The 24,377-nt window shown below is 52.0% G+C and carries 25 protein-coding genes; 15 read left to right on the forward strand and 10 right to left on the reverse strand.

Going from position 1 to position 24,377, the window contains the following annotated elements:
* Positions 1 to 9: 9 nt before the first annotated feature.
* Both xerC and ACQ6WK_RS04170 read left to right on the forward strand, forming a co-directional pair.
* Positions 10 to 1,011, forward strand: coding sequence for a tyrosine recombinase XerC (gene xerC / locus ACQ6WK_RS04165; protein ID WP_432799486.1), 1,002 nt, complete (start codon positions 10 to 12; stop codon positions 1,009 to 1,011).
* Positions 1,012 to 1,330: 319 nt separating this feature from the next.
* Positions 1,331 to 2,971: a PEP-CTERM sorting domain-containing protein gene (locus ACQ6WK_RS04170; protein WP_432799487.1), complete on the forward strand. Its 1,641-nt coding sequence runs from the start codon at positions 1,331 to 1,333 to the stop codon at positions 2,969 to 2,971.
* A gap of 79 nt (positions 2,972 to 3,050) precedes the next feature.
* Here the strand turns inward: ACQ6WK_RS04170 and ACQ6WK_RS04175 are convergent, their stop codons facing one another.
* Positions 3,051 to 3,146 (reverse strand): PEP-CTERM sorting domain-containing protein, encoded by a 96-nt coding sequence (locus ACQ6WK_RS04175; protein ID WP_432799488.1) that lies wholly within the window; start codon positions 3,144 to 3,146, stop codon positions 3,051 to 3,053.
* Positions 3,122 to 3,364: a hypothetical protein gene (locus tag ACQ6WK_RS04180; protein ID WP_432800422.1), complete on the reverse strand. Its 243-nt coding sequence runs from the start codon at positions 3,362 to 3,364 to the stop codon at positions 3,122 to 3,124. Before ACQ6WK_RS04180 ends, ACQ6WK_RS04175 begins: the two co-directional genes overlap by 25 nt.
* Positions 3,365 to 3,450: 86 nt before the next feature.
* Here ACQ6WK_RS04180 and lnt point away from each other — a divergent pair, with 86 nt between their 5' ends.
* The 5 genes from lnt (at position 3,451) to ACQ6WK_RS04205 (ending at position 9,363) form a co-directional block, all read left to right on the forward strand.
* Positions 3,451 to 5,334, forward strand: coding sequence for an apolipoprotein N-acyltransferase (gene lnt / locus ACQ6WK_RS04185; RefSeq protein ID WP_432799489.1), 1,884 nt, complete (start codon positions 3,451 to 3,453; stop codon positions 5,332 to 5,334).
* Positions 5,335 to 5,473: 139 nt separating this feature from the next.
* Entirely contained in the window at positions 5,474 to 6,637 is a 1,164-nt protein-coding gene (locus ACQ6WK_RS04190; RefSeq protein WP_432799490.1) for a HEAT repeat domain-containing protein, read from the forward strand.
* A 163-nt stretch (positions 6,638 to 6,800) separates the two neighbouring features.
* Positions 6,801 to 7,676 (forward strand): hypothetical protein, encoded by an 876-nt coding sequence (locus ACQ6WK_RS04195; protein ID WP_432799491.1) that lies wholly within the window; start codon positions 6,801 to 6,803, stop codon positions 7,674 to 7,676.
* 135 nt (positions 7,677 to 7,811) lie between these two features.
* Positions 7,812 to 7,991, forward strand: a complete 180-nt coding sequence (locus tag ACQ6WK_RS04200) for a hypothetical protein (protein ID WP_432799492.1) — start codon at positions 7,812 to 7,814, stop codon at positions 7,989 to 7,991.
* 337 nt (positions 7,992 to 8,328) lie between these two features.
* Positions 8,329 to 9,363 (forward strand): rod shape-determining protein, encoded by a 1,035-nt coding sequence (locus ACQ6WK_RS04205; RefSeq protein ID WP_432799493.1) that lies wholly within the window; start codon positions 8,329 to 8,331, stop codon positions 9,361 to 9,363.
* 172 nt (positions 9,364 to 9,535) lie between these two features.
* Here ACQ6WK_RS04205 and ACQ6WK_RS04210 read toward each other — a convergent pair whose 3' ends face one another.
* Complete coding sequence (locus ACQ6WK_RS04210; RefSeq protein ID WP_432799494.1) at positions 9,536 to 10,402, reverse strand: prepilin-type N-terminal cleavage/methylation domain-containing protein; 867 nt, start codon at positions 10,400 to 10,402, stop codon at positions 9,536 to 9,538.
* A gap of 422 nt (positions 10,403 to 10,824) precedes the next feature.
* Between ACQ6WK_RS04210 and mreC the strand changes: the two genes are divergently transcribed.
* The 5 genes from mreC to ACQ6WK_RS04235 all read left to right on the forward strand — a co-directional run bounded on the left by mreC (position 10,825) and on the right by ACQ6WK_RS04235 (position 15,274).
* Positions 10,825 to 11,694 (forward strand): rod shape-determining protein MreC, encoded by an 870-nt coding sequence (mreC, locus tag ACQ6WK_RS04215; protein WP_432799495.1) that lies wholly within the window; start codon positions 10,825 to 10,827, stop codon positions 11,692 to 11,694.
* 47 nt (positions 11,695 to 11,741) lie between these two features.
* A complete protein-coding gene (locus ACQ6WK_RS04220) occupies positions 11,742 to 12,317 on the forward strand; it encodes a hypothetical protein (RefSeq protein ID WP_432799496.1) in 576 nt (191 codons plus the stop codon).
* Between the two features lie 319 nt (positions 12,318 to 12,636).
* Entirely contained in the window at positions 12,637 to 13,470 is an 834-nt protein-coding gene (locus ACQ6WK_RS04225; protein ID WP_432799497.1) for a hypothetical protein, read from the forward strand.
* 155 nt (positions 13,471 to 13,625) lie between these two features.
* A complete protein-coding gene (locus ACQ6WK_RS04230) occupies positions 13,626 to 14,021 on the forward strand; it encodes a BlaI/MecI/CopY family transcriptional regulator (RefSeq protein ID WP_432799498.1) in 396 nt (131 codons plus the stop codon).
* A complete protein-coding gene (locus tag ACQ6WK_RS04235; protein WP_432799499.1) occupies positions 14,018 to 15,274 on the forward strand; it encodes a M56 family metallopeptidase in 1,257 nt (418 codons plus the stop codon). Before ACQ6WK_RS04230 ends, ACQ6WK_RS04235 begins: the two co-directional genes overlap by 4 nt.
* A gap of 17 nt (positions 15,275 to 15,291) precedes the next feature.
* Here ACQ6WK_RS04235 and ACQ6WK_RS04240 read toward each other — a convergent pair whose 3' ends face one another.
* The 3 genes from ACQ6WK_RS04240 to ACQ6WK_RS04250 all read right to left on the reverse strand — a co-directional run bounded on the left by ACQ6WK_RS04240 (position 15,292) and on the right by ACQ6WK_RS04250 (position 17,328).
* Positions 15,292 to 15,468 (reverse strand): hypothetical protein, encoded by a 177-nt coding sequence (locus ACQ6WK_RS04240; RefSeq protein WP_432799500.1) that lies wholly within the window; start codon positions 15,466 to 15,468, stop codon positions 15,292 to 15,294.
* Positions 15,469 to 15,542: 74 nt separating this feature from the next.
* Positions 15,543 to 16,535: a UDP-glucose 4-epimerase GalE gene (gene galE / locus ACQ6WK_RS04245; protein WP_432799501.1), complete on the reverse strand. Its 993-nt coding sequence runs from the start codon at positions 16,533 to 16,535 to the stop codon at positions 15,543 to 15,545.
* A gap of 112 nt (positions 16,536 to 16,647) precedes the next feature.
* A complete protein-coding gene (locus ACQ6WK_RS04250) occupies positions 16,648 to 17,328 on the reverse strand; it encodes a YqaA family protein (protein ID WP_432799502.1) in 681 nt (226 codons plus the stop codon).
* A 252-nt stretch (positions 17,329 to 17,580) separates the two neighbouring features.
* Here ACQ6WK_RS04250 and ACQ6WK_RS04255 point away from each other — a divergent pair, with 252 nt between their 5' ends.
* Complete coding sequence (locus ACQ6WK_RS04255; RefSeq protein WP_432799503.1) at positions 17,581 to 19,209, forward strand: sodium-dependent transporter; 1,629 nt, start codon at positions 17,581 to 17,583, stop codon at positions 19,207 to 19,209.
* On the forward strand, positions 19,206 to 19,355 hold the full coding sequence (locus tag ACQ6WK_RS04260) for a hypothetical protein (protein ID WP_432799504.1): 150 nt from the start codon (positions 19,206 to 19,208) through the stop codon (positions 19,353 to 19,355). The genes ACQ6WK_RS04255 and ACQ6WK_RS04260 overlap by 4 nt, the downstream gene beginning before the upstream one ends.
* Positions 19,356 to 19,505: 150 nt before the next feature.
* Here the strand turns inward: ACQ6WK_RS04260 and ACQ6WK_RS04265 are convergent, their stop codons facing one another.
* From ACQ6WK_RS04265 to ACQ6WK_RS04280, 4 genes are all read right to left on the reverse strand, one after another.
* On the reverse strand, positions 19,506 to 20,195 hold the full coding sequence (locus ACQ6WK_RS04265; RefSeq protein WP_432799505.1) for a hypothetical protein: 690 nt from the start codon (positions 20,193 to 20,195) through the stop codon (positions 19,506 to 19,508).
* Positions 20,192 to 21,169: an amidohydrolase family protein gene (locus ACQ6WK_RS04270; RefSeq protein WP_432799506.1), complete on the reverse strand. Its 978-nt coding sequence runs from the start codon at positions 21,167 to 21,169 to the stop codon at positions 20,192 to 20,194. Before ACQ6WK_RS04270 ends, ACQ6WK_RS04265 begins: the two co-directional genes overlap by 4 nt.
* 291 nt (positions 21,170 to 21,460) lie before the next feature.
* Positions 21,461 to 21,838, reverse strand: a complete 378-nt coding sequence (gcvH, locus tag ACQ6WK_RS04275; RefSeq protein ID WP_432799507.1) for a glycine cleavage system protein GcvH — start codon at positions 21,836 to 21,838, stop codon at positions 21,461 to 21,463.
* A 107-nt stretch (positions 21,839 to 21,945) separates the two neighbouring features.
* On the reverse strand, positions 21,946 to 22,707 hold the full coding sequence (locus ACQ6WK_RS04280; protein ID WP_432799508.1) for an alpha/beta hydrolase family protein: 762 nt from the start codon (positions 22,705 to 22,707) through the stop codon (positions 21,946 to 21,948).
* A gap of 144 nt (positions 22,708 to 22,851) precedes the next feature.
* On the opposite strand from ACQ6WK_RS04280, the gene ACQ6WK_RS04285 reads away from it, so the two are divergent.
* Positions 22,852 to 24,291 (forward strand): TlpA family protein disulfide reductase, encoded by a 1,440-nt coding sequence (locus tag ACQ6WK_RS04285; protein ID WP_432799509.1) that lies wholly within the window; start codon positions 22,852 to 22,854, stop codon positions 24,289 to 24,291.
* Positions 24,292 to 24,377 lie beyond the last annotated feature (86 nt).

A 24,377-nucleotide genomic window follows, 5' to 3' on the forward strand; every position in this document is an offset into this window, starting at 1 on the left:
ACTATGATTATGTCAGGTGAAAACGCACTGATTGAACAATTTGTGAACTATCTGCGAAATGAACGGCACTTTAGCCCGTACACCGCAAGGTGCTATGGTGCGGACTTGCGTCAGTTTGCAGAGTACATCACGTCCAGCCGGATGTCTGGTGAACAGGGAGAAAGTGCGGCACCGCAAACAGAAACACCAGCAGAAACAGAAGGAACACAGCAGTCGGTCGAAGATCGGATGCAGTATGCGGATGCGATGTTGATCCGCGGATTCCTTTCGCATCTGGATAACTTTGGGTATTCACCTGCCACGACGGCTCGCAAGATTGCGACGCTTCGCAGTTTCTATAAGTGGGAACTGAAACGCGGTATGGTTGAAAGCAATCCTATGATGTTGATCCGCACGCCGAAGCAGACCAAGCGTTTGCCGAAGGCGATCAGTGTCGATCAAGTTGAGAAGCTGCTTGCAGCTCCGGATAACCGTGACACACTCGGTGCACGTGACCGCGCGATTCTCGAAACACTTTACTCAACCGGTGTCCGTGTAAGCGAGCTGGTTGATCTGAACCGTAATGATCTTGATTACGCTTCGCAGACATTGCATGTCCGTGGTAAGGGTAAGAAGGAACGCATCGTACCGTTGGGTTCGCACGCTATGGCTGCGATCCGTCACTATCTGACTTTGCTTGAGCCAGATCCCCGGTTCTCGCACCTGCGTCAGCAGTCGATGGTTGAAACCGATGTGCCACTGTTTGTGAACAAGAATGGTGGTCGTCTGTCGAGTCGATCTGTGCGACGTAAGCTGGATAAGTATCTGAAGGAATGTGGCCTTGATTCAACGATCAGCCCACACACGCTTCGCCACAGCTTTGCGACACATCTGCTGGACAATGGCGCGGACTTGCGCAGCGTTCAGGAATTGCTCGGCCACCAGTCACTCAGCACTACGCAGATCTACACGCATCTTTCCAGCATGCGTATGCGTACCGCTTATGATGACGCTCATCCACGTGCGGTCTAATCAGCGATTAGCCTCACGCTGCTCGAAAATTAAGTTGTAACTTCAAAACCTCTCGGCGAAAGCTGGGAGGTTTTTTTGTTAGTGTCTGTGTGTGTTGGTGCAGATGTGGAAATGTTTTGTGAGAAATGGCCGGAAAATGATATGCAAATATGACGGAGCCGATTAAGATTAGTTTGTTGGAAATATTCGTGATCTAACGTCGTGTATTGAAAAGTCGGGGGAAGTTTGGGGTGGGAGCCGGGCGATCAATATTTCTTAATGCTTTTTGTTGTACTACGACGTTGCTATTTTTTACATGAAATACGAAGGGGCATAGAAGATGAATGTGTTAAGGATGTTTTTTGTTCTGACCATGCTTTTTTTGCATGTCAACGTGCATAATTTCGCTGATGCAGCACATCATCCGTTTAAGTTTCGTCATGTTGCGATGATTGGGGATAGGGCACCAGGTACAGAAGATGGGGTGAGATTTCGAAACTTCACAACCGGCGGTGTTGCGCTTGATGAAAGTGGTCAGATCGCCTTTTATGCGAAACTCGAGGGTAGTGTACCTGAAATCTCGCTTGATAGTGGGATATGGTATGAGCAGCGTCATGAGATAAAGCGGATTATTCGGCGTAATGATGCTGTTGAAGGTGTGGGTGGTTCTTATACTTCGACGAGTGTGCCAATGTCTGATGGGCAGGGCGGTTTGTATTTTGTAGGCAATGTTTATAACACTGCCTGGAACTCTGGGTTAACAAGTTTGTTTTGGTATGAAAAGGAAGGCATTAGACGCCCAATGATTCGAGAGGGTGAAGAAGGTTTACCGGGTTTTCTAGAAAATGAGTATGTAAAAAAAATGCCCAGTTTGAAATTTAATTCAAGTGGAGAAGCGATACAAACGGTAAGTTATGCTGGAGGGAAATATTGGGGAAGTGGCATCTGGCATACAAATCAAGATGGTGAGAGATCGCTGATTGTTAAGCAAGGACAACAGGCGCCGGGTTTTGATGAGGGTGTAACATTTGGAAACCCCTTTAGTAAAAGCGGGTATATTAATGATAGCTTAATTGGTGATGATGGTACGGTTGTATTTAATGCTAATTTGGTTGGCAATGGTCTGGAGGATGCCAACAGTCTTTGGGTGTTGAGGCAAGATGGTTTAGAAGCGGTTGCGTATCGTGATATGGGAGCGGTCGGTGTGGGGGAGAATATGGTTTTGGGCACTATTGGCCAGCTTCAGGCGATGAGTGGGGGTCAGGTTATTTATGGTGCTTATTATAAACAACAAGGTAGTGATGAGAATATTGGTAGAGGTGTATGGCGGGGTGATGGTCAGGGTTCTGAGCTGATTGTGGCTTCAGGTGATCCAGTTATTGGTTTGAGAGTGGGAGAATCGTGGAGGATGAATCGTTTCTTAGTTGGACCCGATGATCAGATGATGTTCTCAAGTATTGTTACTGGCGATAGCGTGCTTAGCTCTAACAATGATGCAATCATGTCAAAAATTGGAGATGATATTAATCTGTTGGTTCGTGAGGGAGAAGATGCGGGGTTAGGCGATAGTTCGGTTTTTGGCGACTTAAACCCTTTCTTCTTTAATAACCCATACAATCATGATGGGCAGTTACTGATATCGGGGCATATCATTTTTACTACAGGTTTAAGGGGAGAGAATGTAGATGATGATAATAATGCGGCCATGTTTGTATTGAGTATGACTGGTCAGATTGAGCTACTCTTCCGTGAAGGAGATCTTTTTGATGTGGATGATGATCCGTTGGTTGAAGACATGCGGCAGATCTCATCATTTCAAGGCTATACGAGCATAAACAGTCGCAATGAGGTTGGTGTGTTGTTGCGATTTATTAATGGAAGTGAGGGTGTATTTGTAGCGAGTATTCCGGAGCCGGGGGTGATGGGGATGATGTTGTTGGGTGGTGTTGGGGTGATGATGCGTCGGCGACAGACGAAGTAATTTGAATGAGCTTTACATAAAACTTAGGCCGGTCTAACCGTGAGTTAGATCGGCTTTTTGGCTGAGAATGTGGTGTGTGTTATGAATTGCGGCGGGTGGTGAGGACGATGCCTGCCAGGGAGAGCAGGGCGAGGGAAGCGGGCTCGGGGATCAGGCGGAAATTGGAGAGGACCACATCCGCGGAGTCAAATGCGCACTGGCGAGGCTGTAGTTCACGGTGAAGGCGGCGGGACGGTCTGCGGAATCAATAAAGATTTCTTCGCCGTTGGCGACGTTATCGAAACCATCAGAGGTGAAAGGGGCGATGCCGTTGATGATGGTGAAGTTGTGGGTTGCTAGGTGAAAGTGGCTGCGTCTGTTTTGCAGCGGAGCGGTAGGATTTTCACGGGACAAGAGTGTGATGATGGTTGAGTCGGATCTGGGCGGCAAAGTTGAGTGGGGGGGTTTAGGGGCTGTGGGGGATGGCGTATAATATGGGGATGAGCAAAGAGCAATCAGGGATGAGTGCTGAGGAGGGTGGCGTCGTACCAGTAAAGCGAAGCCGTAGCCGAGTGATGGTGGGTGGAGGGGTACAGGGGGTATGGGCACATCTGGTCTTGTTTGGTGTGAGTGCGCTTTTGTTTGCGTTGAGCTTTCCGAATCCGGGTTGGTGGTGGTGCGCGTATGTGGCACTGGTGGGATGGGGATATGTGTGTGTGCGGGGCGAGAAGTTGTGGCGGGTGTTTTGGACAGGGTTCGTGGTGTGGCTACTGTTTTGGTTGTTGCGGGCAAAATGGTTGGTGCCGGTGACAGTGGGAGGGTATGTAGGGGCGAGTGTGGTGGAGGCGGCATATATGGCGATAGCGGGGGTGGTATTAATGTGGCTAGCTCGACGGTATCCGAGAGCGAGTATGACGGTGCTCTTGCCAGTGGTTTGGGTGAGTGTTGAGTTTGCACGGGCGCGTTTTCCGTTCAATGGTTTTGGGTGGTTTTTACTGGGGTATAGCCAGGGGAACTGGCGGCCGGGACAGCAGGCAGGGGTGGTCGTGCAGACGGCGAGTGTGGCGGGGGTGTGGGCAGTGAGTTTTGTGGTGGCGATGACCAATGGCTTGATCGTGGATCTGCTGACGCAGCGGTTGGTGCATATGAGGCGGAGTGGGAAAAAGAAGGTACGGAAAACGGTGTGGAGTGCGGTGGTGATCTGGGTGGCAGTGATGGTATTGGTGGTGATGCATGGGTTGAGGTCGGTGTATTGGTATGACGAGCAGCGGGAGCAAGATTGGCAGGGGGCAGAGATTGCTGTGGTACAGACGAATGTAAGTCAGATGGTGAAGAACGAGGAGGATGGGCGGAGCATCAGCAAGAAGCTATTAGAGGAATGGGATGAGCTTTTTCGATTGACCCGAGCGACGGTGTATGGAGCGGATGTGAAGCCGGGACTGGTAGTGTGGCCTGAGACGGTGGTGCCGGGGTATTTGAATGAAGCGAGTCTGGCGGCAGAAGATGCGGGGATGTTTGATGGGTGGATGATTGCGTTTCGGCCACGAACGCATGTGATGCAGGTGGGGCGACTGGCGAAGGAGCTTGGGGTGAATCTGATGGTGGGGGGGAAGGCTGGTGATGATTGGAAGATGGTGGAAGTAAAGGGGTATGGTGCGTTTCCGGAGCCGGAGAAGAAGTGGAACAGCGCGTTTTTATTTTATGCCGATGGGATGCAGGCGGGGGTGCGATATGACAAGCAGATATTGGTGCCGTTTGGTGAATATTTACCGGTGATTAGTGGGATGCCGTGGGCGAAGAAGTGGTTCTTGCGGACGTTTAGTCCTTATGGGGAGGATGTGGATTATGAGTTGGTGCCGGGTGAGCAGCAGACGTTATTTGATATTCCTGTTGCGAATGTTTTTGGTCAAGGGGAGGAGAGCGAAGTGGAGGTTGAGTTGGTGCGTGTGGTGACGCCGATTTGTTATGAGGATGTAGTGCCGCGACAGGTGCGGGGGTTGGCGTACGAGGAGGTGGATGGCGAGATGGTGAAACGGGCCGACGTGATTGTGAATCTTACGAACAGTGCGTGGTATGACGGGCAGTCACAGCGGTTGCAGCACATGCAGATTGCGGGGTTAAGGAGTATTGAGAATCGTTTGCCGACGGCAAGGAGCGTGAATACTGGGGTGAGCGGTTTTTTTGACAGTATGGGTTGTGTGACGAAGGTGGTGGAGCAAGGCGGGAAGGTGCAGTATGTGGCGGGGTGGGCGAACGAATGGGTGAGATTTGATGAACGGGTGAGCGGGTACGGACGTATTGGAAATGCAGGGGTTTGGGGTGCGGTAGGCGCGTTATGCGTGCTGATCGTCGTGGGGGCGGTTCGAGGTGTTAGAATGGGGTGAAACGGATGAATGGCGGCGGCGTCTAAAGGGGTAGTGTGGGGTGGATGAGATCAGGCGCGTGTACTGATCGCGATCAGGATGAACAACGAGTTGACGGTTTGCTGGGCAGATTGTCGGCGGGGCAAAATGGATGAACATGATGATGAAACGAACCGTTGGATTTTATGTGGCGCTTGGTGGCTTTGTTGTTTTAAGTCTGGGTGGGATGCAGGTTGCTGATGCGAAGGATGCAGGCGGTTTGATTGTTCAGCCGGAGGGTGCTCAGGCCTTAGAGATGATTGCCGGGCAGGACGGGGCGCGGTTGGTACTGGAGGCGGCGAGAACAAAAGCGATCAATGAAGTGGTGAAGGCGAGCTCAAGCAGGAACCCATTCTATCGGGCGAACGCGATCGAGGCCGCATCGTATGTGGATGAGCGGATGCTGCCGATGTTGCAGCTTGGCCTTTCTGACAAGAGTACGGTGGTACGGTATGCGTCGTTGGTGTTGGTTGGTAAGCACAAGATCAAGTCTTTGGGTGAGAGTGCGAAGGGTTTATTGAAAGATCCGGATCAGAGTGTGCGTGCGGCGGCGATGTTTGCGTCGGCGCGCTGTGGGATGGATGTGGATGCGTCACCGTTGGCAGGGATGTTGATGTCGCGCGATGTGCGGTTGCGCGGGAACGTGGCGATGCTGTTGGGGCTCATGGGGAACAAGAGCGCAATTCCGATGCTGGCGGACATGTCGCAGGCAAAGTTCTCGGCTGGGCAGTCGCTTCGTGATGTGGAGCAGATCCAGTTTGCCGAAGCGATGGTGCGGCTGGGTCGTGAAGAAGCTATGGATTCGATTCGTGTACGTGTGTATCACGCAGGTGAGGATGAGAGTGTGCGGGTGCTCGCGATTTCGACGTTGGGCAAGCTGGGTGATGGGCAGATGACAGCGGCGTTCAAGCCGATGCTGAAGGATCCGAATGCGCATGTGCGTTTGGCGGCGGCAATCTCGATGGGTGAGTTGGGATCGGTTGAAGGTCGGGATGTGTTGTTGACATCGTCGACGTACGGGCCAGCAGATGTAGAGGAGAGTGTACAAGCGTTTTTGGATAAGCACGGTAATAGTGCTCAGAGTACCGCGTTTCGGAATCTACTTGTGAACCCGAAGGCGATGGAAATCATGGCAGGGCAGATCCGCGGGCAGAGCGCCTTTGGGCTGGGATTGATGGGAGATATTGAGAGTGCGAGGCGACTTACGGCCCTTTTGGATGACCCAGATCAACTGGTGCGATTGTCGGCTTCGGCGGCTTTATTGAAGTCTTTGAAGAGCCAATGAGTTAGATAAAGGGGGTGTGGAGAGAAAAAAGGACCAATCGGGCCGAGGAATGGTTGACAATTCGGGGGGATTCAGTTATTTCTAGGCTGTCGTAAAGGCCTCGAATGAGGGGATTTGAGAGCCTCCTTCCTTCACGATAATCCTCGCTTCGAGAGGTAGCACATTGAGTCTTTTGACCAAAGCATTTGTCGTTGTAGTGACCGTTCTGTCGGTCCTGCTGGTTGCCTTGACTGTCTCTTTCGTGGCGAATACGAATGACGCCAAGGAAGAAGCCAAGAAACATGAGAGTAATTTTAAGGGTGCTCAAGTGAGACTGCGAAAGCTGCAGTCAGACATTGAATCGATGCAGTCCACGGAAAGTGCACGCATTGCCACCCTAAATGGTACAGTAGCTGAGCTGACCGCTACGATCGCCCAGCAGCGACGTGATATCGCTGAGAGCGAAGCACGAAACAAGAGTATGGTGAGTTCGCTGAACGAGCAGAAGGCTAATGTCGCTCGTTTGACCGCGACTTCCAACTTGAGCGTGACCTTGCTTGAGAAGGTGAATTCGGAATTGAATGATGGCCGCAGCCAGCTGGTGGATACAGAAACCAAGCTTGTGCAGGCGATCGATCGTATCAATGAACTCGAAACCGAGCGTGAAGGTTTGATCCGTTCTTTGCAGCACAACAAAGAAAACGCGGTGGCGTTGGCTGAAGAACTTGAGAAGATCGAGACAGCTATTGCGAGCCTCCCGCAGGATATGCAGCAGCAAGTCTACAACACCGGTGAAGGCACAGTGAAGGTGAAGCCTTCACATCAGATCGTTGGTCAGATCGATTTGGTCAAGGCTTACGGCGAAGTCACTATGGTGCAGATCAATGTTGGTAAGAACGATGGCGTGGCTGAGAACATGGAATTCATGGTTCATCGCGGCAGTGAATATGTTGGCACATTGATCGTGACCAAGGTTGATGCGCGTGACGCAGCGGGGCAGTTGACGTTGGTCAACGGTGCGATCCAAGCTGGTGACACGGTTTTGGCTGGCAGCTTCTAAACAAAAAATGATTGCAAGGTGGGCTGAAAGGCCTGCCTTGTGTTTTAAGTTCGTGACGTCAGGATTGATCTTGGCGTCTTGCGGATCAAGCGGAGTGTTCACGCGGCGGATCGATCGCCTTTGGAGTAAATGGACATGGATTCAGAGAACAATGTTTACACGGTCCTGCTGGTTGTTGCAGCGATTGCGTTGGTTGCGGCAGTCATCTTTGTGGCGATGAAGGGTATGTCTCTTTATGGCAGTCCGTTCAGCTTGCCGACGGCGATGCTGGGCGATGTGCGTGAGATGTTGGCCGCGACTACTGGTCTTGCTTAAGACCGCTCGGGTGATGGATGATGGGTTTGCAGCCAACGGCTACTTTGTGTGTGGGCGCAATAGCATGGCGCGGGAGTAAGCTGGGGGCGATCTAGGGGGATGTTGTTGTTGGTGATGTGGGGGATTTTGGCAATGCAAAGATTGGGATGTTTGTAGCGCCAGTAGCAAGGGGATGATGTACTGGGAGCAAAGGACGGGGAGATGGAGTGCGGGGTGCAGGGAGCCTACGAATCTCCGAACGGACTTGGAGGCTGATGACTAAAAGCGTAGGTCACATATCAGCCCAGACCGACCCAAAGAAAGACAGGGGATCGGCGTCTTGATAGTTGATAACATCATGAGTTGGTTCAGCGTCGATATGGGTATCGACCTTGGAACCTGCAACACGTTAGTGTGTGTTCGCGGCGAGGGTATCGTTCTCAACGAGCCCAGTGTGGTGGCGGTGAAGAAGGGGACTAACCAAGTACTACAGAATGGAAATGCTGTTGGCTGGGTTGCCAAGGAAATGCTTGGTAAAACACCGGGCAGTATCACTGCGATCCGTCCACTCAAAGACGGTGTGATTTCAGACTTTGAAATCACCGAGGCGATGCTCGGCTACTTCATCCGCAAAGTAAACGGCAAACGCCCGCTGGTAAAACCGCGGGTGGTGATTGCGGTGCCGAGTGGTATTACCGCGGTTGAGAAGCGTGCGGTGCTGGACAGCGCCGAGCGAGCCGGGGCGCGGCGGGTGTATCTGGTTGAAGAACCCATGGCGGCTGGTATTGGAGCCGCACTTCCGATTGTGGAAGCGACAGCCAGCATGATCGTTGATATCGGTGGCGGCACAACGGAAGTCGCGATCATGTCGCTGGCAGACATCGCTCAGTGTGAGAGTGTGCGTGTGGCGGGTGATGATATGGATGAAGCGATCATCAATCACATGAAGAAGGCTTACAACCTGATGATTGGTGAGCAGACATCTGAGCGCATCAAGATTGAGATTGGCAGTGCCGCTCCAGATGGCGATGAGCGCAGCATGGAAGTACGTGGCCGGGACATGATCTCAGGCTTGCCACGGAAAACGGTGATTACCGGTGAAGAAATTCGCGAGGCATTACAAGAGCCGCTGAGTGCGATCATTGAAACGGTGACACGGACGCTTGAGCGGACAGAGCCGGAGCTGGCGGCGGACCTCGTGGATAACGGAATTGTGCTGGCGGGTGGTGGTGCGCTGCTCCGCGGGATTGACACGGTAATCAGCAATGCCACGGGATTGGATTGCCGCATTGCAGATGACCCATTGACGTGTGTGGCACGTGGGACTGCGATTTATCTTGAGCATCTCGAAGAGTGGAAGCAGACAATGGAGTCTGACATGGACGAGCTGTGATTGAAGAGGTGAGTCTAGTGTGATAGGTCAATAAGATTGAATGATTAGCAGGCTGACGTGATTGTCGGCCTGTTTTGCTGCGCCACGGTCGCGATGTTGGATCGAAAAAGCTGCGGCTTTCTTAGCGTGGAAAGCCGCAGCTTTACAAAGATCATAAGTAGTAAAGAGAAGGCTAGGGTGTATTATTTTTATAATCGTATTCGGACCAGAGTGCGGTGAGGGTTGATATTCCGTCGGAATGATCGACGAGTTCATCGTCTTGGAAGAGAGAGACATGACCGTCGACGAAGGTGAAGTTCGCTGCGCCGTTGCCGGCATAGTAATCATCGGTTTCTGCATGGCGGGTCCAGCAGATGGCAGATTCGGCCGCTTGCCCTGTATAGGTACTATAGGGGTAGTTGTTTTTGACGAATTTGCCGTATGGCTTGGCGGAGTTGTAGTAAGAGCCGACGAACCAGCCAGTGTAGTACTTGCCCGCGATGGGCCATTGTGCCCAAGCTTCAACAAGAAGGATTGTTTTGGAGGCTTCTTTGACGGATGCATCAAAGCGGATGCCGGATTGGTTAAGACCCGAGCCCCATCCGTTGTACCAGTTTTGATTCGAATTGCCTGCGGAGAGAAGCCCATCATCAATGTTCCCGGAGGCCCATCCGTTGATGGTGTAAGAGCGAGCGACTTCCTCAGAGTCTGATGGGCAGGGCATGACGACGCCACCGAGTTCAACGGTGTTTTCAGGGTTACCGGTGGGCAGGTATTGTCCGAGGATTTCGGTGTCGTACCAGAAATGACCTCCGCCGGGGAGCGCACTGTCAGCAACGTTAGGTGGGAAGCTGTCACGATTGTCAGTGGCATAAATGAGTAGAGCTGTGGTAACTTGCCGCATATTGGAAGCGCATGAAATGGTGCGTGCGGTATTGCGTGCAGCAGAGAGTGCCGGCAGCAGAATACCAATTAGTAGTGCAATAATAGATATGACAACAAGCAATTCGATTAGTGTGAATGCACCACGTTGGGAGGTGGGTCGGAAGGGAACGTTCATCTTCTATCTCCGATGTACAGGTGGCTGATGAATGAAACAATCTGTTCGTGCTTTGATGAGCGGTTGTGCTGAGCCAGAAGTGAAACCCAGATAGATGGGTACACAGTTAAGAATCAGTGTGAATCTTCGTTTATGTCTTATAGGTGGTGCGATGCGCATTTATGTTGCGATAGCCTTAAAGATAACTGGAAGATAAGAATAATGCAATACCATAATAATAAATGAAACATTGGTTGCTCAAGGGTGCGCTGCGGATATATATTGGTTGCGCCGAGGAGAGGTTGAACCGTCAATTTCACCTCAGATTCTTGATGGTTGCAGTAATGAGTCTGAGCAGATATTAGCTAGTTTTGTGGTGTTAGATGAGCATGCGAAATGTTAGGGCGGGGTTTTGTGATCGCGGTTATAATCTCGGGCTGATTATGGTTCAGAGGTCAGGCAATACAGCGAAGATGATGGGCGTGGTGGTTGTGCTGTTGGTAATCAGCAGTTTGTTGCCTGCGCGTTGGGGCGGGATGCTGGCGATGTTGCCAAAAGGTTTCTTGCAGACGACGCTGTCGCCGGTGAGTGGGACGATGCTGGGATGGTCGGTGAGCATGTCAGGTGGCGAGGGGAATGCCGGGCGGGTGGTGCCAGAGCTTGAGAAGTATGAGGATCTGCAGGCGTATTATGCGGATGCGAAAAAGTTTATCGCACAGCTGCTCTTTGAGAACGAGCGATTGCGCGAAGAGGTTGTGCAGCTGCGAGGTGTGCAGGAAACACGTGGGGACTTGGGCGGGCTGACGTTCCTTGATGCGCGCGTAACCATGAACACGGGGGATAAATTAAATCCTATTTTGACGGTAGATCGTGGTTCAAACAAAGGTGTGCATCCGGGGCAGGTTGTGACACGTGGGCGGGATTTGGTGGGTGTGGTGATGGATGTGGGAGTGTTGACGAGCCGTGTGCAGTTGGTGACGAGTGAGAGTGCGCCGCCGCTGGGTGTGAAGTTTATGGCACCGCGGGAGTTGGAGAAGCGATTTGGGCGCGAAGAATTCTTGGAGTTGGCGGAAGATCGCAAACATTTTTACGTAGATGTAGAGGTGGAATATCCTGTTTATCAAGGGGATTGGGTACATTTGAGTGATGAGCAAGGGAGCTGGCCGGAGGAAGCAAAGGCGTTTATTGTCGGTGAAGTGGAGGTGGTGGAAGATCATCCGAAGACGCCGTTTTTGATGAAGCGTGTGGTGGTGAAGCCACGCGTGAATCTAGATCGTTTGACACGTGTGGACGTAATCATTCCGGTGGAGTAGGTGATGAATCAGATGGGTATCTATCTTGTGATTAGTGGGGGGATGCGATGAACTGGTTGATTCTAGTTTTGGTGAGCTATGGTTTGTTGGCAGTGGAGATGGGGACGAAGCCATTAATTTCGTTGCCCGAAGGGTTAGGTGGCATGGCACCAAGTTTGTTGTTAGTGCTTGGGGTTTATGTGGTGATGATGGGTCGTGGGAATGTGGTGCTGTGGGTGATGTTGGGATTAGGGGTAGTGGTGGATTTGATGTCGAGCACGATACCGGGCGGGCCGATAGTGGGGCCGAATGCACTGGGATTTTTGGTGGGCGGGATTGCGGTGCTGCAGATGCGCGGGTTTGTTTTTCGTGAGAGTGTGCTGGCGATGAGTGTGATGGTGTTTGCGTGCGGGATCTTTGCATCATTGGTCGCGATTTTCATGATCAAGCTACGTGGGTTGGGTTGGCTGACGAACGAGCCGGTGCCGGGGTGGCAGAGCGCGGATCAGATGTATCGGTACTTTATGATGTTGGTTTACACGACGGTACTGAGTTTACCGCTTGGTTTTGTGTTGATGAAAAGTACGCCGATGTGGGGGTTTGGGCCACGTGCTGCGCGGAATCCCAGAGGTTCACGAATGTAGATCTTTTAACTTTTTATTAGATAGGCGATCGAGCGGTCTTGTTGTTTGGCGGTTGAATGGGGTGGGAGAGATTGTGGATGAGTTGTAAATATTGCTGGTTAAATCATTTCACATGCGCAGTGGAGTGTATTTTTTGATAGAGAGGGGGATGAAATTTTTTTGAAAAATCGATTCGTAAAATTCTTGACAGTGTTGGTCTGCTTTATTACGATTACCAAGGTAGTCGATTACCAAAGTAGTCGTTATCCCGCCCCAAGCCTCAATGTGCGTCAGCACCTTCCTGAGGCTGAGTGAAGTAACCTTTTGAGAGGACCGACCGATGATGAGATCGAAGATCGTAAAAACCACCCTTGCATCGTTGACGCTGTTGGCTGCTGTTGGTGTTGGCTTGACGGCATATGCTGAGCGTGATGGTGGCGAGAGTAAAACAGATGCAGAGATTTTGATGAAGCAGGTCAAACAGGCCCGTTTAGATTTGCAGGCGCTACGTCGGCAGCTTGGGATCAAAACGGAACGATCATCGCGTGGTGAACGTTCGGAAGGGCATGAAGGCCGCGAGGGGCGTGAAGGACGTGGCGAGCACCGAGAAGGTCGCGAACGCTCAGAAGGTCGCGGTGAACGTGGTGAGAGCCATGGCGCGCGTGAAGGCCGAGAGGGTGGAGGCGAAGGTGTTGGTGACGGTGCAGGTGAAGAGGGTAAGGCACGTATCGCAAAGAATCAGAAATATGATGGAACACGCAAGGGTGCACACTTGGTGATTGTTTATGATCCCGCAACACAAGCATTCAAGGGTATCGTAACGAACACTACGAAGAAAACGCTGAAGGATGTGCGTGTTGAGGTACACCTGTCCAACGGTACGGAGCTTGGCCCGACTGAGCGTATGGATCTGAAGCCAGGTAAGAAGTTGCCTGTGGAACTTGCAGCCAATGGCGAGAAATTTTCATGGTGGACGACGCACCCTGAGCATGGTAACGAAGAAGGTCATGGGCCAGGTAGCGAAGAAGGCGATGGTGAACATGGTGCAGGCGGCGAAGGTGAAGGCGATAGCCGTCCGAAGGAAGCATCATTGCGTCCGGTATATAACCAACTGCAACTGCTCACGCAAGAAATTCAGTCGTTGCGATACGCTACACGACGAAATCGAGATTAGCTGATGGAAGGGCCGCGGAGGGTTATTTTGGTTCTTCGCGGCCTTTTAATATGACTATCTCTCTCGAGACGAATGGACGCTACATGTCAAACATGGGCGTTCATTTCGCAGTAATGAACTGGTACAATGACGAAAACTTTTGTCGAAAGAAAACCATGAGTCAGAAGCACAGACTTGGAGATTTGCAGTTTGCCATCATGCAGGTTTTATGGGAGCGCGAAGAAGCTGCTGCAAGTGAGGTACATGCGCTTTTGGTAGATCGTGGCTTGGCGCTCACGACGATCAAGACCATGTTACGGAAGATGGAAGAGCGTGGGTTAGTTGCGCATCGTGAAAACGGCCGGCAATTTATCTACCATCCACTGATTGCGGAATCCGAGGCGCGCGAAGGGATGGTAGTAGACTTGGTGAAGCGGATGTTTTCTGGGGACAGCCGAGCGTTGGTGAATCATCTGATCGATGCAGGTGAGATTGATGCTTCAGAAATAGATGAACTCAAGGCACGTCTTGCATCCCAGAAGACGGCCAAGAAAAAAGAGGGCAAGCGATGATCGTTTGGCTGATGACATTTCTTGTGCATAGCACGTTATGGTGTGGGCTTGCATGGATTGTTTTGCGATTGCGACCAGGGATGCATGCGCGGTTACGAGAAGTGATTTGGTACACAGCGATTGTTGCGAGTCTGGTGACGCCGACGGCGCGTTTGATGACGGGTAGTGAGTCAGCGATTTGGCAGATTACGATGCCGGGATCAATCGTATCATCTACTGAACATGTGGATGTTGATGGGGTTGTTGGAGCGAGTGGTTCGATTGATGTTGAAGTTACTGAACGAGAAGCTGTTGAGGCGAGCCATCGAGATGCTGTTGTAGCATCGGATACGTTGTCCTGGTCTGTGAATTGGTCTCGTGTGGTACCGTGGGTTTGGCTTGCGGGGGCGGGGATTTTGCTGACGCTTTATCTGATCAGGCTTGCTGTTTTCCGGAGGCGATTGCTTAGGCGTGACCTTGTAAGAGATCATGATGTTGACCTTGCGCTTAATCACTTGAGCCAACGGGCTTGTCTTCGTCGTAAACCGCGACTGACACGTAGTAATGATTTGGGTTCACCGATTGCGATTGGTTTTGGAAAGGGTCGGGAAATCTGTATGCCGTCGCGGGCGCTTGATGAACTTGGTCAAGAAGAATTGTCCGCTATGTTGGGACATGAAATTGCTCATCACCTGCGATATGACACGTTTAAGCTTGGGTTGTTGAATGTGTTGAAAGCGGTATTCTTTTTTCAGCTGTTATTCCGTGTTGCAGCCCGTGATTTATATATGGCGGCTGAGGAACAGTGTGATGACTGGGCGGCGGGGCAGGTTGAAGATCCGCTGGTGATGGCGCGTTGTTTGACGGAAGTTGCGGGTTGGATGGTTCAGCGGGATCGAAGCATTCCGGTACCGTGTATGGCGGGGCGGCGGTCCGGTTTACGGATGCGCGTCGAACGATTGATGGATCGTGACTTAACAACAAAGGCGCTGGGGTTGCGATGGTGCTTGATAGGCTCTGTGATGATGCTTATAACCGCGGTGTGGTTTGCGCCGGCGATGGCACGGACAGTTGAAGTATCACATGATGAGGTGTCAGAAGCGAAAGCAGAATGGGTTGATACGGAGCATATTGAAGAGCGAGTGTCAGGTGATGATCTGATCTTCGATGAGCATGGTGAATCATCGCATCGCGCGATTATTGAAGCGTCTGAAGAACTGCGGGATCGGTTGTTTGAACGTCAGCTTGAGAATGAACGTGAGGAGCACTCGTGAGTTACGGCATGGATTTTTTAGTTGCTTGTATTGAAGAAGAGTGACGCGATCATGATCAGCAGAACGATGGCGATGATCGCGAGCATGACTACGGCGAAGGCTTTGGCGAGTCTGCCGGCGGGTGGAGACCATGTTTCGGTGGTTTGGTCGTTGTTCTCTTGTGGTTGAGGTGGTTGCTCGGGGTTGGTGTTCATGTTTGGATTGTAGGTGATATCAAGAAAAAACCCCACTGCGGCGGCGGGGTTTTGTGTTTGGTTGTTTGGGATGACTATTTGTCGTTGTAGCCGTTGGGATTGTTTTTGAACCAGTTCCAAGCGGTTTCGATGATGGGTTTGACGTCGGTATATTTGGCGGACCAGTCAAGTTCGGATTTGATCTTGGTGGGGTTGGCGTAGAGGGCGGGGGGGTCACCTTCGCGGCGGTCACCGATTTCGACTTTGAAGTCAACGCCGGTGACTGCTTTGGTAGCATCAATGATTTCTTTGACAGAAAGCCCGTTGCCGATGCCGAGATTGTAGAAACGGTTGTCTCCAGGCTGAAGTGCGTTCATGACAGTGATGTGTGCGCTGATGAGGTCCTGGACGTGGATGTAGTCCCGGATGCAGGTGCCGTCGGGCGTGGGATAGTCGGTGCCGAAGATGATGATTTTTTCACGTTTGCCGAGGACGGTGTTGAGGATGACGGGGATGAGGTGTGATTCGGGGGAGTGGTCTTCGCCGATAGTACCGTCTTCTGCGGAGCCCGCGACGTTGAAGTACCGAAGCGCTGCATAGGCGAAGTCAGGGTTGGCATGTGCGTAGTCTTTGAGGATGAATTCGAAGACGAGTTTGGAGGTGCCGTAGGGGTTGATGGGTGATTGTGGGCAGGTTTCGACGATAGGGACTTCTTCAGGTTCGCCATAGGTGGCACAGGTAGATGAGAAGACAAGCTTTTTAATATCAGCGGCGTTGATGGCTTTGAGGAGCGAGAGTGAGCCGAGGGTGTTGTTGTCATAGTAGGAGATGGGGTCGGTGACGGAATCGCCAACGACAGCGAGTGCGGCGAAGTGCATGACGACTTCGATATTGTTCTTTTTTAGAATCTCAGTGAGAGCTTCGGTTTCGCGGATGTCCAGCTCATAGAAGGTGGCATCTTGATGGACGGCGGCACGGTGTCCCATGCAAAGGTTGTCGATGACGAAGACGTTGTGGCCAGCTTCGACGAGTTGTTTAACTGCGTGTGACCCGATATAGCCAGCACCACCTGTGACGAGTACGTTCATGTGTCAATCCATAAGTTAGGATGAATGATCTTGTAAAGTCGGAGCGGGCATTTTAGCGGAAAAGCAGGGGTTTTGCAGGGTGTGATTGGGGTGTGGTTTTGTGGTGTTATGGCTAGAAAAGTTTGATGAGTGCGAATCCACCGATGAGCAGGACGACAAAGATAACGCAGAGGAGGTTGAAGTATTTGTCGATGAAGGGAACCGCTTTGGGGCCGATGGCCCAGAAGACGATGGCAACACCGTAGAAGCGGATGGCACGTCCGATGAGGCAGGCGATAAAGAAGACGAGGAGGTTCATCTTTGCGGCGCCGGCGGTGAGGGTGAGGAGTTTGAATGGGATTGGCGTGAGTGCCGCGACGAAGACGAACCATTGGCCGTAGGCGTCGAAGGCGTTGCGTAGGCCGTTGACATCCTTCCAGCTCTCGGATGCTTCGGGGCCCATGTGAATGCCGGGGATGTAGGCGACGGCGGCTTCGATGGCGATGTATCCAAGGAGATAGCCGAAGAAAGCGCCGAGGACTGAGGCAAGGGTACAGACGGTGGCGAAGTAGAGGGACTTGGATCGCTTGCCGAGGCAGAGCGGACCGAGCAGAACGTCGGGTGGGATAGGGAAGAAGGATGATTCTGCGAAGGAGATAGTGAAGAGTGCCGTGGTTGAGTGCTTGGAGTGCGCGAATGAGAGAACCCAGTCGTACATGCGGCGGTGGATAGCCCATTTGGAGATAGGGCCGGCGGGTGCTTCAGCAGCAAGCCGTTCTTGCTCAGTAGGTTGATTTTGATCGGGTTGATTCATATTTGGGTTTCACACTTGGCGGAATTCTGAGTGGTGGTTTGGGAGTGAATATGATCGGTGAAAGATGAGGGGAGGTCCAGTTTCGCTACTGGAAAGGGCGTATGGGATTGTGAAGAATGATAAAAATAGTTGCGGTATGCGTGTAAAACGTTAGTTTTATGTTTGCGATCATTTCGGGATTTCCATTCGCCTGTGCTTACCATCTGCGAATGAAGGGATCGGGTCTTTCGTCAATATCACGAGGAATGTTACATGTCAGAGCTTCAGCGGCCGAAGGAATCGTTTGGAACGCGGATCGGGGTGATCTTAGCGGTGACAGGAAGTGCTGTGGGCTTAGGTAATTTTTTGCGTTTTCCTGGGTTGGCTGCGGAGTATGGCGGCGCGTTTATGGTGCCGTATGTGGTGGCGTTTTTGTTGTTGGGTCTACCGATCGCGATTTCGGAATGGGGGTTGGGCAGAAGAGGTGGTCGGTTTGGTTTTAATTCGACGCCGGGCGTGTTTCATGCGATCACGAATCGTAGCCGCACGGGAGCGTATTTTGGTGTGCTTGGGCCGCTGATTCCAGTGATGATCTATATGTACTACGTGTTTGTAGAGGCGTGGTGTTTGGGGTATGCGTGGCAGTATTTGACGGGCGGTATGACGGAGGTCAAAACGGCAGACCAATCGGAGAGTTTCTTTCATGTGTTTACGGGGATTGCTGGTGATGGAACGCTCTTCGACGATCCGATGAAGAATGCGACCATCTTTTTGGCGATCTGCTTTGCCTTGAATTTTTATCTGATCTATCGGGGCTTGAGCAAAGGAATCGAACTGTTTTGTAAGATTGCGATGCCGACATTGATTGTGTGTGCGATCTTGGTGTTGATTCGTGTGCTTACGTTGCCGGTTGATCCTGCGGCTCCTGACCAAACAGTGATCAACGGTTTGGGTTATATGTTCAATCCGTATACCGAAGGCCGCGGTTTCTGGGAGTCACTTAATCCAAGACATAATTCTGAAATGTGGCTTGCGGCTGCGGGTCAGATTTTCTTCTCGTTGTCGGTTGGGTTTGGGATCATCATCACGTATGCGAGTTACCTCAAAAAGGACGATGATATAGCGCTGAGCAGTGTAACGGCGGCTGCGGGGAATGGTTTTTGTGAAGTGTGTCTCGGCGGTTTGATTGTGATACCTGCTGCGTTTGTGATGCTTGGGCCAAGTGTAGTGCAAAATCCTCCGGGAACGTTTGGCTTGGGTTTTGTCACGTTACCGCAGGTTTTTGATGCGATGCCGCTTGGGCGATGGATTGGATTCATCTTCTTCTTCCTGCTGTTCTTGGCGGCGGCAACGAGTTCGATCTCAATGCTTCAGCCGGCGATTGCATTCTTGGAAGAATCACTCGGCGTTGGACGGCGGGCATCTATGGCGATCCTTGGATTCATTACAGTCTGTGGCGCGTGGTTCGTGATGTACTTCAGCGCCGGCGCGAAGGGCGTGGACACCATCGACTTCTGGATCGGCACAGTGGGCATTTATACGCTTGCAACGATACAGGTGATTATGTTTGGCTGGGTACTCGGCATCCGTAAAGGTAAGGAAGAGATTGATCGGGGGGCGGAGATACCGATTCCGTTCTTTGTGCTTGTGATCGTGAAATTTATTTCGCCGTTGTATTTGCTGGCGGTGTTTGGTTTCTGGGCGTACACGAATTTCTATGCGAATTATGTCGATCCGGAGAAGACAGAAAACACTGCTTTGTACGCACTTATGCATGATCGCACGGCTCAGTTCAGTGTTGGTTTGATCTTACTCATGATCGTCTTTTTGGTTCTTGTCATCTCCGAGGCAGTACGCCGTTGGGATCGGCTTGAGGCTTCGCAGAAAGGAGCGGAACTATGAATATTGGCGGATGGATCATGCTGATCATCATGGTGGGCGGGATGACCACGCTTTTGGGTTGGTGTGTATTTAAGGTGGTGACGTTTCAGCATCCTGAGGAACACCTACATACACAGGCGGATATCAAACCACCGGATGAGGAGTAGGATAGGTGTAATCTGTTATAGATAATGAATCAAACCACAGCGAGTTGCTGTGGTTTTTTTATGAGTAGATGGTGCAGTGGTATGTCATCAATAACCCACATGCACGCAGAGTGTGCGGACTTGTGTATAAAAGTGATGGGTAGAGGATTGTTAGTATGAGCGGGCTAGTTGCTGATCAGATGGGGGCGTGATGAATGGTGAAGAAGGGTTCATCATGAAACGTGGATAGCCGAGATATTGTGCGGTGATCTGATTAATGGTGGCGAGGTTCTCGCTTAGTAGGGTGCTGTTCTTGAGGGCGATGATCTTACCATCAAGCTTGGACTTGTCGTAAACGTTTTTATGGTTGGTGGTGGCGTCGGCGAGTCGGAGGTTGGCTTCCCAGATGCCAGCAGAGAGTTTTGACTTACCTGCGTTATTATAGAGGTAAAGGAAGCCGGCACCTGCGTAGACGGCACATGCTTTTGAACCATCGGGTTGATCGTTATAGAGGGCTAGGTGGAAGGTGGCGTTGGTGGCAGTTTGGTCGATGGGGGTCTGTGCAGGAATAGGGGTCCAGAACATCCGCGCGGTGAGAACGGCGGTGGGGTTTTCAGCTGTGCCTTGGATGAGGAGGATGGTTACGTCACTGTTGTCGTCGACGTTATAGAGTGCTTGATCGAATTTGAAGGATCGTGATGCTTCAGGGTGAGTTTGTGATGTGACATCAATCTTGGCACCGGGGCCGGAGACAACGGGGAGAGAGGGGAGCGATGCGGTGGTGCAGCCGGAGAACAGGGCAAGCATGATGGCAAGGAGACTGGTTGTGATACGCGGGGAGGTGGATGATGAGATGCTCACGCGGAGGGCTCCTGATCTTCGTCTGGTGCGTCGGTATTGGTTTGTTCTGTTGTGGTTGTTTCGGTAGCTGGGGCGACGACGAGTTCGAGTGGTGGATCGTCTTCGGTGTTGTGTGTGGCAGGAGCATCTGGTTTTTGTAGACCGAGGAGTTTGAGGGTGTCCCGTTCGATGATCGCGCGAATGTTTTCGCGGGGGACTGAGGGGAGGTGCATGCCTTGGACGAGGGTATTGACGGAATAGAGGGTCATGATGGCTTCTTCAGGTGTGCAGAATGGGAAGCCTGACCCGAAGATGATCTGGTTGGTGACGCCTTGCTGATGGGCGAGCAGCAGCGCATTGTAGAGTTGCCATGGACGGCGGACCAGATCGGAGAGGTCGGTGTAAATAGTGGGGTGCTTGCCGATGAGTGCGATGGCTTGTTCGACCCAAGGGTGGCCGAGTGAGGTCATGATGATGTTGAGTGCGGGGAAGGTGCGTGCGACTTCGTCGAGAAGGTAGGGTTGGCCGAACTCCATTTTGATGTCACGGGCGAGCATGGCATCGAACTCGATAAAGACAGGGATGTTCTGCGCTTCGCATGCTTCGAAGAGTTCCATGGCGCGTGTGTCGGCGGGGTGGTAGCCTTGTGCGGAGGGAGAGATGGTAACGCCAACGAGACCGAGGTCGAGGCCTTTTTGAAGTGAGGGGATGGGCTTGTCTGCAGAAGGATCGATGCCCATGAAGCCGAGGTATTTTGCGGGATCAAGCGCCACGTATTCCGCAACTTTTTCATGCGGGATGTTGGCGTCAAGATATTCGGAGCGAAAGCCGAGGACGATGGCAGTTTCAACTTTGGCCATGGCTTCCGCGTGTGCGTCAGATGATGGAGCGGGCTTGTCCCAAGGCGTGATGTGCCGGCGGCGCATCTGTTGTGAGATAGCAGGGCCGAGTTGTTCTGTGGATTCCCAGATGCGCGTGTTGATGTCGACAATCATGAACTCATTCCATTTCGTTCATCGAGCCGGGCGTTTGCCGGGACTCCAATGTTACCGCAGCCGCGCGGAGACCTGCCATTAAAGGTTCGGGCAGGTGCGGGCACTCAATTCCAATCAGGTGAATATGTTAACGCGCGAGGCGCAGAGGCGAAAGGGGGCGGGAATATGCTTGTTGGGCAAGGGCGTTGGCGGGGGTTTTCGAGATATCAGACAAAGAAAAACGCGGCTGATAGGCCGCGCGAGGTATATTTGCTGGTTTGCCTGCCAAAGTAGTTTCCGGCGGCTGTGGGATCAGCCGTGGAGTTTATCGTAGTCAGCCGAGGAGAGCAGAGCGTCAAGCTGAGCTGGGTTCGCGGGTTTGATCTTGAGCAGCCAACCTTTGCCGTAGCAGTCTTGGTTGATCAGGGAGGGGTCGTCGATGACGTCTTGATTGACATCGATGACTTCGCCATCAATGCCAGCGTAGATTTCGGATGTTGCCTTCACGGATTCAACCTCAGCGACGGGGGCGCCTTTGTCTGTAGTGCCTTCGGAGACGATGGCTTCGACGTATGTGATGTCGGTGAGTTCATCGACAGCAAATTGGGAGATGCCGAGTGTGACGACATCGCCTTCGAGCTTGTGCCATTCGTGAGATTCGAGGTAACGACGGTCGTCTGGGCTGGCCATGCTGAGGTTCCTGATAAACGGTTATTTATTGGGATTATGATAGGCCCGCGAAGTTTCGATGACAATGACGCGCGGCGTGTGTGGACTGATGTGGATATGTACGGTTTTTAGAGGGTTTGTTGTAGGTGTGAGAGGACGTGGTCATGGAGTTGAGTGCGCCAGTCAGGATGGTTGAAGCCGTGGTCAGCATCTTGGATGAGTGTGTAAGTGTTGGGGATGCCCGCGGCTGTGAGTGCCTCCCTGTATTCACCGGAGGCAGCGGGTGTGACCGCCTCGTCATTTGATCCTTGGATGATGAGGGTTGGGCGAGGATTCTGCGTGATGAGGCTTAGGGTGTCGATTCCGGTGATGTCGTTGTAGTATTCTGGGTGTAATTTAAAAGGACCGTGAGTCGTTGACGAGGTAGATCCGTTTGTTTGAGCATGGTGGCGGTATTTTTTGCTATTGGCGGGAGCCAGGAGGATGAGCGATTTGTAGAGGTTAGTGTGGGAGACTGTGGCGGCAGAAACAAAACCGCCGAGAGAGAAACCGAGCAGTGCGACTCGGGAGAGGTCGACGAAGGTGAGGCCTTTAAGATATTCAGTCATGCGGCGGGCATCAGCGATTTCGCCTGAGGGCAGCATTTTTTCGAACGCACCATCGGATTCGCCAGAGTGCAGGAAGTCGAAGGTGATCGAGGCATAGCCGTGCTGAGTTAAGAAACGTGCAAGTCGGACAAAGAGAAAGCCGGATTCGAATCTGTTGCCAGTGAAGCCGTGGCAGAAGAGGATGGTGGGAACACGGTTTCCGTTCTCGGCTTGATTTGGGAGATATTGTGTGCCTCGGATGGTGAGACCGTTGTGGTCGAGCTCAAATGACTGTTGTTTCATATTGCATATTGTTTATAAGTATGGGGCATGATGCAAGTTTGGCGGGCAAGATTGCCTTGGGCTGCTGGAAAAATCTTGCAGGTGAAGCATGATGATTGGTAAGGTGTGAAGTGCGAGATGTGGGCAGTGATGGAGTTTTCGGGTATGCATAAGAAACATCGTAATGACTGGCTAAGGATAGCGTTGACGCCATGGTGCGGCTTGATGTTATGTGTGTTTGTGATGGGGTTGTGGCCGAGTGCTGGGCTGGCGCAAGTGCCTGCGCCGTCAGATACGGGGGATGTGATTGTGTTGCAGGAGGATCAATCGCGGCAAGAGGGAGAGGCGGCCTTATCGGCGCTAGTGGCGAGATATCATGAGGTGCAGCAGTATCAGGCGACGATGAAGTATACGGCTGATCAGAAGACAGGGCGGTGGGTGTATAAACAAGAGGGTGAGATTTATGTTGCTTTCGATCGGGCGCGGGGGATGCTGAAGATTGATCGGCCAGACATGGTGATGCTGGTCAAAGAGGGCAAAATGTACCTAGAAAATACGGGTTTTTGGGGCGATCGGTATTTGGTGATGGAGATGGAAGGGGATCTGAATTACCAAGCATTGATGCGGTATGCACAGGTACGAGGGGTGCCGATTTTATCGCAGGTGCCTTACTGTGTGGATGTGGCTTTTCTGCTGAGTGATGAGCCAGTGAGTGAGTTGGCGGAGTATATGGTGTCGGAAGTGAAGAAGATGGCGGTGAAGGGGAAGGCGGATGTGACGGTATTGCACCTGCCGATGGTGGGTGAGGATTTACTGTTGCGTGTGGATGAGAAAACAGGATTACTGCGGCAAGTGCGGTTTGAGGCAGACATGTTTGAGCAGCGTAAGTCGCAGTTCCGTAGCGATTCTTACCTATATAAAGATGTCCGTGTGAACCAGCCAATGGATGAGGATATGTTTGCGTTTGTAACCGAGGGGCGGGTAGGGTTCAGTTCTCTCGAAGCGCTCTGGGCGAATATGGAGGGGAAAGAAGCGCCGGCTGAGCCGAAGAAGCAGGGGCTGGTTGAGAAAGAGGCACGTGAAAAAGCACCGGACTTTGAATTGAAGGATCTTGAGGGTGAGCCGGTGCGGTTGGCGGATCTATATGAAGCTCATGAGATTGTCGTATTGGACTTCTGGGCAACATGGTGTCCCCCTTGTCAGCAAGCCCTGCCTGGAATGCAGGCCTTTGCGGATGCATCTAAGGATAAAGGGGTAAAAGTGGTGGCGGTAAATGTAGCGGAGCAGTCATGGGAGGCCGCGGGGTATTGGGAGGACGCCGGCTACTCGATGGATGTTTTGCTAGATGAGCAGGGGGAAGTATTTGGGGTGTTTAATCCCAAGGGGACGCTGCCACATACAGTGGTGATTTATCAGGGAGAGGTGGCTGGTGAACTGGCAGGATTCAGGCAGGGGCAGGAGGAGCAATTGGGGGCAATGGTCGAGACATTGAAGCGAGCCAGCGAAGAGGTTGAAAAAGCAGGATCGCTTGAAGCTGCCAAAAGTACCAGTGATGAGGCAGTTGTCGGAGGTGAAGAGGTAGAGACGCCGGAGGCGCCGTTTTAGGTGTGAGTAGATTCAATGAGATTGCGTTCTAAGGGTGGCTGAGGGGTATTTGTCAGTGAAACATGTGTAACCAATGAGATTGCTTG

The organism is Poriferisphaera sp. WC338 (genome assembly GCF_050931845.1).
Classification (GTDB): domain Bacteria; phylum Planctomycetota; class Phycisphaerae; order Phycisphaerales; family Phycisphaeraceae; genus Poriferisphaera.